Annotated in this window: 9 protein-coding genes; 1 reads left to right on the top strand and 8 read right to left on the bottom strand. The window is 58.7% G+C overall.

The features are described from left to right. Positions 1-197: 197 nt before the first annotated feature. The 3 genes from HP547_RS22630 to HP547_RS22620 all read right to left on the bottom strand — a co-directional run bounded on the left by HP547_RS22630 (position 198) and on the right by HP547_RS22620 (position 4,562). On the bottom strand, positions 198-794 hold the full coding sequence (locus HP547_RS22630; RefSeq protein ID WP_172287480.1) for a DUF924 family protein: 597 nt from the start codon (positions 792-794) through the stop codon (positions 198-200). A gap of 3 nt (positions 795-797) precedes the next feature. After that, positions 798-1,808 (bottom strand): class 1 fructose-bisphosphatase, encoded by a 1,011-nt coding sequence (locus HP547_RS22625; protein WP_012274595.1) that lies wholly within the window; start codon positions 1,806-1,808, stop codon positions 798-800. A 303-nt stretch (positions 1,809-2,111) separates the two neighbouring features. Further along, positions 2,112-4,562, bottom strand: a complete 2,451-nt coding sequence (locus HP547_RS22620) for a glycogen/starch/alpha-glucan phosphorylase (protein ID WP_172227176.1) — start codon at positions 4,560-4,562, stop codon at positions 2,112-2,114. A 179-nt stretch (positions 4,563-4,741) separates the two neighbouring features. On the opposite strand from HP547_RS22620, the gene HP547_RS22615 reads away from it, so the two are divergent. Beyond that, positions 4,742-5,146, top strand: a complete 405-nt coding sequence (locus HP547_RS22615) for a YkgJ family cysteine cluster protein (protein WP_016712459.1) — start codon at positions 4,742-4,744, stop codon at positions 5,144-5,146. A gap of 195 nt (positions 5,147-5,341) precedes the next feature. Here HP547_RS22615 and HP547_RS22610 read toward each other — a convergent pair whose 3' ends face one another. From HP547_RS22610 to thiI, 5 genes are all read right to left on the bottom strand, one after another. Beyond that, a complete protein-coding gene (locus HP547_RS22610; protein ID WP_172227178.1) occupies positions 5,342-5,842 on the bottom strand; it encodes a hypothetical protein in 501 nt (166 codons plus the stop codon). Between the two features lie 94 nt (positions 5,843-5,936). Further along, entirely contained in the window at positions 5,937-6,767 is an 831-nt protein-coding gene (locus tag HP547_RS22605) for a hypothetical protein (RefSeq protein WP_172287479.1), read from the bottom strand. A 6-nt stretch (positions 6,768-6,773) separates the two neighbouring features. Beyond that, the gene (locus tag HP547_RS22600) at positions 6,774-7,358 is read right to left on the bottom strand and encodes a 2OG-Fe(II) oxygenase (RefSeq protein ID WP_172287478.1); all 585 of its coding nucleotides are present in this window, start codon (positions 7,356-7,358) and stop codon (positions 6,774-6,776) included. 203 nt (positions 7,359-7,561) lie between these two features. After that, positions 7,562-9,385: a translational GTPase TypA gene (gene typA / locus HP547_RS22595; RefSeq protein ID WP_172227184.1), complete on the bottom strand. Its 1,824-nt coding sequence runs from the start codon at positions 9,383-9,385 to the stop codon at positions 7,562-7,564. 128 nt (positions 9,386-9,513) lie between these two features. After that, positions 9,514-10,491, bottom strand: a 978-nt coding sequence (gene thiI / locus HP547_RS22590) for a thiazole biosynthesis protein (protein WP_172287477.1), incomplete at its 5' end; no start/stop codon positions are given.

Genomic DNA, 10,491 nt, shown 5'->3' with positions numbered 1-10,491 from the left:
AAATGTGTGTTTGCCGAGGTCGATACCGACCAGTGCCAAATCGCTCATGATGATGGCCTCCAGAATGAAAACACCCTGCGAAAGCGTAGCCCTCGCAGGGTGTCGGGGTGACCATCTCATTAGCCGCCCCTGTGAGGGGCGGCCTTCTCGTGACAAAGTACCGATCGCAATGGCCTGCTTGGCAGGCCCCGGAGGCTTCAGAACCTGGACCCGGGCTCCAGCAGAAAGTCCATCTCTTCGCTGGTGCTCGGCCGCTCCAGCATCAGGTTGCGGTGCGGGAAGCGCCCGAACCGGGCAATCACCCGCTGATGCTGCTCGGCATAGTCGAGGAAGCCTTCGAACAACCGGCGGTTGGCCTCCGGCTGTTCATCCAGCAGTAGCTGGTAGCGCTCGACACACAGGTTCTGCCAGTCGAGCACCTCGGCGTGCTCCAGCACCAGCAGCACGAACACACGCTGAATCGGCAGCAGCTGATAGTCCCAGCCCTTCTGCAGGCCCTGCATGGCCACCACCTGGGCACGCCGGTCGCCCTCGAAGGCGCGCGGCGTGTCGCGGTAGATCATGCGCGGCAGCTGGTCCAGCAGGATCAGCAGGCCAAGCCAGCCCTGCGGGCTCTGTTGCCACTCGTCGAGGCCGCCCGCCAGGGCGTGCTCGACCAGCTCGCCAAACACTGCCTGGGCTTCGGCATCATGATGCTTGCCGAACCACAGCGTGCTCTTCTCGTCAGCCACAGCCTGGGCACTGGTGCCCCAACCGAACCACCACTCCAGCAACGGCTGCCAAGGTGCGAGCATGGTTTACTCCTTGTGATACGCAGTGACGCGCTCGACCTCTTCCTTCGAGCCGAGAATCACCGACACACGCTGGTGCAGGCTTTCTGGCTTGATGTCGAGGATGCGATCGTAACCGTTGGTGGAAGCGCCGCCGGCCTGCTCGATGATGAACGACATCGGGTTGGCTTCGTACATAAGGCGCAGTTTGCCCGGCTTGCTCGGCTCGCGGGCGTCACGTGGGTACATGAACAGGCCGCCACGGGTGAGGATGCGGTGCACATCGGCCACCATCGAAGCGATCCAGCGCATGTTGTAGTTCTTTTTCAGCGGGCCGGTCTCGCCAGCCAGCAGTTCGCCCACGTAGCGTTGTACCGGGGCTTCCCAGTGACGCTGGTTGGACATGTTGATGGCGAACTCGGCGGTGGTTGCCGGTACCTGGATGTTCTCGTGGGTCAGGACGAAGCTGCCCAGTTCGCGGTCCAGGGTGAAGCCCTTGACGCCGTTGCCCAGGGTCAGGATCAGCATGGTCTGCGGGCCGTAGATGGCGTAACCGGCGGCGACCTGCTCGGTGCCTGGCTGCAGGAAGGCTTCTTCGTTGAGGCTTTCGTTCTGGCTCAGGTACTGGTTAGGGCAACGCAGGACAGAGAAGATGGTGCCGACCGAGACGTTGACGTCGATGTTCGACGAACCGTCCAGCGGGTCGAATACCAGCAGGTAGGCGCCTTTCGGGTACTTGCCCGGGATCTGGTAGGCGTTGTCCATTTCTTCGGAGGCCATGCCGGCCAGGTGGCCGCCCCACTCGTTGGCTTCCAGCAGGATATCGTTGGAGATCACGTCCAGTTTCTTCTGGACTTCGCCCTGCACGTTTTCAGTGCCCATGCTGCCCAGCACACCGCCGAGGGCGCCTTTGGACACGTGATGGCTGATTTCCTTGCACGCACGCGCCACCACTTCGATCAGGAAGCGCAGATCGGCAGGGGTATTGTTGCTGCGGGTCTGCTCAATCAGATAGCGACTCAGGGTAACGCGGGACATGTATGGCTCCGAACGGATTGGGGGATGAAAAACCCCCGCAGTTTACAGGGAGAGTTGCAGGCTAGCGAGTGATGAGACTCGCCACGGCTCTCTGACGGCACAATAGGTCGGTAGTTCAGCGTGCGCCAGGCCGGTGGTCTGATTGCTCCCGGCCTGTGCAACCCCTGTAGGAGCGGCCTTGTGTCGCGAAAGGGCCGCACAGGGGCCCCCGGGCTTCAGCCGCTCTGCAACCATTGCCGGGGCCGCTGTGCGGCCCGTTCGCGACACAAGGCCGCTCCTACAAGGAACGCGCAACCTGCAGCATCAGTCCAGTGCTTTCCAGATCTCGCTGGCATATTCGCGAATGGTCCGGTCCGACGAAAACCAGCCCATCCGCGCGGTGTTCAACACCGCCATGCGCCACCACTCCTGCGGTGTGTGCCACAGCTCCTCGACCCGCCGTTGGGCGTCCCAGTAGGCATCGAAGTCGGCACATACCAGGAAGCGATCGTAAGCCACCAGCCCGTCGATCAACCCGGTATAGCGCGACGGGTCGTCTGGCGAGAACACGCCGCTACGAATTGCCTGCAGCACGTCACCCAGCCGGCTGGACGCCGCAATGGCTGCGCTCGCACCGAAATCCCCGGCGCGTCGGCGCGCTTCGACCTGCTGCGCAGTGAGCCCGAAGATAAACATGTTATCGGCGCCGACATGCTCGCACATCTCCACGTTGGCGCCATCCAGGGTACCGATGGTCAGCGCGCCGTTGAGGCCGAACTTCATGTTGCTGGTACCGGAGGCTTCATAACCGGCGGTGGAAATCTGCTCGGAGAGGTCTGCCGCCGGGATGATGCTTTCGGCCAGGCTGACGTTGTAGTTGGGCAGGAACACCACTTTCAGCAGACCACGCACGGTCGGGTCATTGTTCACTACACGGGCGATGTCGTTGGTCAGCTTGATGATCAACTTGGCCTGGTGATAACTGGCGGCGGCCTTGCCGGCGAAGATTTTCACCCGAGGCACCCAGTTGGTGCCCGGGTCGTTGCGCATGGCCTGGTACAGCGCCACGGTGTGCAGCAGGTTGAGCAGCTGGCGCTTGTACTCGTGAATGCGCTTGACCTGCACGTCGAACAACGCCTCGGGGTTGACCGTGACGCCGATGCGGTCCTGGATGATGCCGGCCAGGGCTCGCTTGCTGTGCAGCCGCTGGGCGGCGAACTGCTTGCGGAACCCGGCCTTGTCGGCAAATGGCACCAGGCTGGCCAGGCGACCCTCTGGGTCGTCCTTCAGCTCTGGCCCCAGTGCCTCGACCAGCATCTCGGTCAGCTGTGGATTGGACTGGTACAACCAGCGGCGGAAAGTGATGCCGTTGGTCTTGTTGTTGATACGCTGCGGGTAGAGCTTGTGCAACTCGGAGAACACCGTGCTCTTCATCAACTGGCTGTGCAGCGCCGACACACCGTTGACACTGTGCGAGCCGAGGAATGCCAGGTTGCCCATGCGTACCCGACGGCCATTGTCTTCCTCGATCAGCGACACTGCCCGAAGTACATCGAAGTCGTGCAGGCCTTTGGCTCGCAGGCTGTCGATATGGTAGGCGTTGATCAGGTAGATGATCTGCATGTGCCGCGGCAGCATGCGCTCCATCAGTGCCACCGGCCAGGTTTCCAGGGCTTCAGGCAACAGCGTGTGGTTGGTGTAGGCCAAGGTCCCGACGGTCAGCTCCCAGGCTTTGTCCCACGGGATTTCATGCTGGTCGACCAGCAGGCGCATCAACTCGGCCACGGCGATCGACGGGTGCGTGTCGTTGAGCTGGATGGCTGCCGCATCGGGCAGGTTGAGCAGGCTGTCATGCATGTTCAGGTGCCGGCGCAGCAAGTCTTGCAGCGATGCCGAGACAAAAAAGTACTCCTGGCGCAGGCGCAACTCCTGCCCGGCTTCGGTGCTGTCTGCCGGGTACAGCACCCGCGAAATGCTTTCTGCCCGCGCCACTTCGGCCACGGCGCCCAAGTGGTCACCGGCATTGAAGCGCTCCAGGTGCAACTCCTCCAGCGCCCGCGCCCGCCACAGGCGCAGGGTGTTGACGCTGGACCCGCGCCAGCCGACCACTGGCGTGTCATAGGCCACCGCCCGCACCGTCTCGCCCGGCGACCACACCTGACGCTGCTGCCCGTGGGCGTCGGTGAGCGTTTCGACGCTGCCGCCGAAGCTGATCGGGTAGATCACTTCGGCACGCTCGAACTCCCAGGGGTTGCCGAAGTCCAGCCAGTTCTCGGTCTGTTCCTGTTGCCAGCCATCGACAACCGCCTGGCGGAACAGGCCGTGTTCGTAGCGAATACCGTAACCGTGGGCAGCGATGCCCAGGGTCGACATACTCTCCATGAAGCACGCTGCCAAACGACCGAGGCCGCCGTTGCCCAGCGCCGCGTCGGGTTCAAGCAGACGGATGCGCTCAAGGTCCACGTCCAGGCCTTCCAGCGCATCGCGAGCGATGTCCAGCAGGCCCAGGTTGCTCAGGCTGTCATACAGCAGCCGGCCGATGAGAAATTCCAGAGAAAGGTAGTAGACCCGCTTCTGGCTGCGCCGATAGGCCCGGCGGGTGTGGTCCATCCAGTGCTCGACCATGTGATCGCGCGCCGCCAGGGCAATGGCTTCGAACCAGTCATGGTCGAAAGCGTGCTCCGGGTCCTTGCCGACCGCGTAGGTCAGCTTGTTCAGTACAGCAGCACGAAAGTCCGCGACTTCTGCGTCACGTGCTTTAGGTTCCTGGGACATGCGGCATCCTCGGGCAAGTTGACGAAAGCGGAGGGAGATTGTTCAGCCTAGTCGCTTCGACAGGGAGCGTAGGCCTGGGTTCGTGGTTTTCATGCGCCTTTGCGCATTCGGTCAAAAGGTTGTTCATAAATTGAACAATTCCGGTATGATCGCGCGCCCCAAGACAGCCCTCTATTAAAATGAAAACGACCCTGATTGCCGCCGCCGAAGTCGACCGCCTGGAGACTTGGCAGCGCTATGCCAGCCACATGTGTGGCGGCTGCCATTCAACCTGCTGCACCCTGCCGGTGGAGGTGAAGATCAAGGATCTGATCCGCATTGGTGTGGTCGACGAGTTCGAGAAAGACGAGCCGCCGAAGAATGTGGCAAAACGCCTGCAGAAGGAAGGCATCATCGAACGCTTCAACCAGAAGTCGGGCATCTTCACCCTGACCCGGATGAGCAACGATGACTGCATGTACCTGGATCGTAAAAGCCGGCTGTGCACCATTTATGACAAGCGCCCGGATACCTGCCGCAACCATCCCAAGGTCGGGCCGCGGCCGGGGTATTGTGCCTACAAGCCAAAGGTGGTTGGGCGCTGATCGTCAGCCTGATCTGGCCGCTTCGCCGGTGAACCCGAACAGCCCCCTGGAGTGTTCAGAGCCTATGCAATACCTGTGGGAGCGGGTTCACCCGCGAAGAGGCCAGCACCGACAGCACAAATCCTGCTGGTATACAAAAATGCCCCCGGCCAATCGACCGGGGGCGTCGTGTTTCTGCTTGAAACAATCCTGAGCTCAACCAGCCTGAAAAAGCTTGCCCCGATGACGTACAGCTACGATCAAAGCTGCGACAGCGAGCCCGAATGACATCAGACCTATTAATGCCACCTTGAACATTATCGATTGATTGTTCCAAGCGACGACTTGCTGATGAAATCGATCATCGAAAAGGACACGGCCATCCAAGGTGACCAGTTCACGCACTTGGCTACCGTCGTCCAGGCGCTCCACCGTCAAGAATACCTTCTTGTTTATCCGCAGCCCTGACTCCTTGTACAACGCCGGATACGTGTAGGTCCGTTTACCATACCGTACTCCATCCAGCGTGTATGCAACTGCAAAATACATGATCGAACGATTATGCTCCCAAGTATCCGGGTAGCCCGATACACGCCCTTCAACAAACGTCAATCTGGAGAAATCAGGAGCTTTGTATACTTTTAAGTCACTGCAATACAGCGCTGCAAATGGCAGCACCGTAAACATCATAATTAAAAGTAATTGAATCTGCTTCAACGGAGTGGAGGCTCTGTATATCTTGACAAACTCGGACGTTGAATACACAAACCCCTCCTTATGCCTCGCCGAAACAATGCAGCACTGCTGCGCTTCAGTGATACCTGTCAACACCCCAATTACTACCGCCAGGCTCGATAATTTGTATAGGGCCAATATCAATATTCCACTCTGGGAACTCTATAGGGCCGACGCCAATACCCCAACCGGAGACAGGCAGCGGAATGACCTGACTCCCTCCACTGTCGCCCTCTATGTATCCACCACCACTTCCCGAGTCTACTCCATACATGTAAATTGAATTACTGCCAAGCGAAACGTCATGAGTGTCAGGATTCCACTGACTCACCGCAATGCCACCTGAGTAGCTCGCAATTATTTGATCAAGAGAAGCAAGTGTCAAGTCCGGTGCAACCCAGTAGTCTGGAAACACTGCTTTTGTATCTGCAACAAAATATTTTTCCAAAACAGGGATAATTGCAGAATGATACAATTTCTTCGCCACATCAGAGTTAAAACCCCCCCACGCATTAGCACCCACACCTACAGCTGTAAATACCAGCGCAGTTGGGCCGGCACCCGCCAGTAAGGTAATCCCTCCGACAATCCCAGCAACATTTCCAATCAGACTTAAGACATCACCCTCTTCAAATTTCTGGTTCGTCTGGTACTCCGCTGTAATCTTTAGAAGCACTGTAGTTGCCGCCAGCGTATTCGTCTTTATGTTCAGAAAAGGTGTAAATCCCGCCGTCAGCTTTACAATTTGCGTGACGCCTGCCACCGCCGCACCTGTTTGGGCACTCTGATTGACCAACGCATAACCAGACTTGTCGCTATTGTACTGATCCAATATGGAGGTCGAACCCGCCCCCACCGCGACGGGTGCTTCGACATAGCCCAGGATTATTTCGACTGTTCTAGCCATCTGCTATCACTCCTTTATCATCGTCTTGAAGGCGATACTCATACGCAGACGGTTACAGCTTGCTGCGGGCGCCCGTGCGGCGTGCGGTACCTCGCCATTGAAGACGACGACCCTTCTTGGCTTGGGCTGTACCGACATAATGATGGTCTCCTTACCAGCGTCGTAGAACATTAACTCGCCTCCCCAGCAAGTGGCCCAATGTTCACTACAGAACAGCATGACAGTTCGTCCCGGCGCCTCTGCGGTATTATCCCGATGTATAGGTCCATCCTGACTGGCGGTTTGTCCGTTCGCGTAGACACCCAGCAATACTGCTGATGGCATATGAACGGCTTTGATTCGCGCCCATATATCCGCCAAGAAACCCCAGTCCGAGCGCTCACGCAGTTCCTGCTCGCAATCTTCCATCTTGTCTCTGCGAGAGCCTGCTATGAAACTGTGCCAGCAAGGGCGCTCAAGCGGCGAATAAGGATAAGGCCAGCCATATCGCCACACCGAATCAGTAAGGAGCTGCAAAATTTGCGTATGCTCGTCATCGGTAAAACCGTCATCAATAATGCAAATATCTTTACCGACAATCACTCCAGACATATTCAGCCTCCCACTATCATACAAATTAGAGAGACAGGAGACTAAAGAACAATCAAACACCCGAGCACATGGAAACACGCACTCACGGGGTAGTATTTTCCGGAAATCTGATACACCTGAAATGGAACTTTAGGTGATCGTAATACCAAAAAAAACGCCCCCGGCCATTCGACCGGGGGCGTTTTCATTCAGCCAGAACTAACTTAGCTGTTCTTGGCTTTCTTGGCAGCGCGGGTACGCTCGCTTTCGTCCAGGATCTTCTTGCGAAGACGGATGGACTTCGGCGTTACTTCGCACAGCTCGTCTTCCTGGATGTATTCCAGAGCCTGTTCCAGGGTGAAGCGAACAGGCGGAACCAGGGCGATGACTTCGTCTTTGCCCGAAGCACGCATGTTGTCGAGCTTCTTACCCTTGGTAGGGTTGACGCCCAGGTCGTTGTCACGGCTGTTCTGGCCGATGATCTGACCGTTGTAGATTTCCTGACCGTGCTCGACGAACAGCTTGCCACGCGCCTGCAGGGTTTCCAGCGAGTAGGTCAGCGCCTTGCCGGTCTCGACCGAAACCAGTACGCCGTTCTGACGGCCGGACATGTGGCCGGACTTGACGGTGTCGTAGCGATCGAAGATCGAAGTCAGGATGCCTGCACCGTTGGTCAGGGTCAGGAACTGGTTACGGAAACCGATCAGACCACGCGCCGGGATGTTGTATTCCAGGCGTACACGGCCCTTGCCATCCGGGACCATGTTGGTCAGGTCGCCTTTACGCAGACCCATCTCTTCCATGACCTTGCCCTGGGCTTCTTCAGGGATGTCGATGGTGACGTTTTCGAACGGTTCCTGCTTCACGCCGTCCACTTCGCGGATGATCACTTCAGGACGGCCCAGGGCCAGCTCGAAGCCTTCGCGACGCATGGTTTCGATCAGAACCGACAGGTGCAGCTCACCACGGCCCGAAACCTTGAACTTGTCTGGGGAGTCGGTTTCTTCAACGCGCAGGGCAACGTTGTACAGCAGCTCCTTGTCCAGACGGTCCTTGATGTTACGGCTGGTGACGAACTTGCCTTCCTTGCCGCAGAACGGCGAGTCGTTGACCTGGAAGGTCATCGAAACGGTAGGCTCGTCAACGGTCAGCGGCTTCATCGCCTCAACGGCAGTCGGGTCGCACAGGGTGTCGGAGATGAACAGCTCGTCGAAACCGCTGATGCAGACGATGTCGCCAGCCTGGGCTTCTTCGACGTCGACGCGGTGCAGACCGTGGTGACCCATCAGCTTGAGGATACGGCCGTTACGCTTCTTGCCGTCGGCGTCGATGGCAACAACCGGGGTGTTCGGCTTGATGCGACCACGGGCAATACGGCCAACGCCGATAACACCCAGGAAGCTGTTGTAGTCCAGTGCCGAGATCTGCATCTGGAACGGGCCGTCACGGTCAACAGCTGGCGCTGGAACGTGGTCGATGACAGCCTGGTACAGGGCAGTCATGTCTTCGCCCATTTCGGCGTGGTCCAGACCGGCAATGCCGTTCAGGGCCGAGGCGTAGACCACTTTGAAGTCCAGCTGCTCGTCGGTGGCGCCGAGGTTGTCGAACAGGTCGAAGATCTGGTCCAGAACCCAGTCAGGACGCGCGCCCGGGCGGTCAACCTTGTTGATTACCACGATCGGCTTCAGGCCGGCTTCGAAGGCCTTCTTGGTCACGAAGCGGGTTTGCGGCATCGGGCCGTCCTGGGCGTCGACCAGCAGCAGCACGGAGTCGACCATCGACATTACACGCTCAACCTCGCCACCGAAGTCGGCGTGGCCGGGGGTGTCGACGATGTTGATGTGGTAGCCGTTCCAGTTAATGGCGGTGTTCTTCGCCAGAATGGTAATACCGCGCTCTTTTTCCTGGTCGTTGGAGTCCATGACGCGCTCGTCGTTGAGCTCGTTACGCTCCAGGGTGCCGGACTGACGCAGGAGTTTGTCGACCAGGGTGGTTTTACCATGGTCAACGTGGGCGATGATGGCGATGTTACGCAGATTTTCGATCACAAGTGTATCTCGATCAGAGGATTCGGTTGCCGCCTAGTCTAGGCGACCAATATGTAAGGTATAAGGCTCAGCGGGCCCGGCGGTCGGGAGGGCGATGGCGGATGCTGCCGCCATACAGCCCTGGCATCTTATGTCGGACGATAAACACGCACATTGGCATGTCCCTCACTGAGCAGGTGGTGTGCGTGCAAACGGCTCATCACACCCTTGTCGCAATACAGCAAGTACTGGCGCGTAGGGTCCAGGTGCTTGAACTTGCTGTTGATCGCATAGAACGGCATGGCCTGGATTTCGACACCTTCCAGCACCAGAGGCTCGTCTTCCTGGGCATCGGGGTGACGAATATCGATGACGATCTGGCCTGGCAACGCCTCGGCCACTTCCTCGATTTCGATGTCCTTGCCCAGTTCATCGATCACGTGGTCGATGGAAATGAACTTGGCGCGTTCCAGGGCGCGCTCCAGCACGGCCATGTCGAACTGCTTTTCTTCGTGCTCCATGCGGTGACGCTTGGCATGGGTGGTCGGGTTCACCGAGATCACGCCGCAGTATTCCGGCATGTGCTTGGCGAAGTCGGCGGTGCCGATTTCGGTCGCCTGGTCGATGATGTCCTGCTTGTGGCTGGCCAGCAGCGGGCGTAGCACCAGCTTGTCGGTGGCCGAGTCGATGATCGACAGGTTCGGCAGCGTCTGGCTGGACACCTGGGAAATCGCCTCGCCGGTGACCAGCGCCTCGATCTGCAGGCGGTCGGCCATGTGGGCAGCGCCGCGCAGCATCATGCGCTTGAGGGTCACGCCCATGTAGCTGTTATCGACCTTGTTGAGAATCTCGCCGACCACTTCTTCGAACGGCACGCTGATGAACAGCACGCGCTGGCTGCTGCCGTACTTCTTCCACAGATAGTGGGCCACTTCCATCACGCCCAGCTCGTGGGCACGGCCGCCGAGGTTGAAGAAGCAGAAGTGGGTCATCAGGCCGCGGCGCATCATCTGGTAGGCCGCCACGGTAGAGTCGAAACCACCGGACATCAGCACCAGGGTCTGCTCCAGGGCGCCCAGCGGATAGCCGCCAATGCCGTTGTGCTGATTGTGAATCACGTACAGGCG

This window comes from Pseudomonas sp. CM27, assembly GCF_013179515.1.
GTDB lineage: Bacteria > Pseudomonadota > Gammaproteobacteria > Pseudomonadales > Pseudomonadaceae > Aquipseudomonas.
Note: the sequence above shows the minus strand (reverse complement) of the source record. Positions and strands in the feature narration are given on the sequence as shown.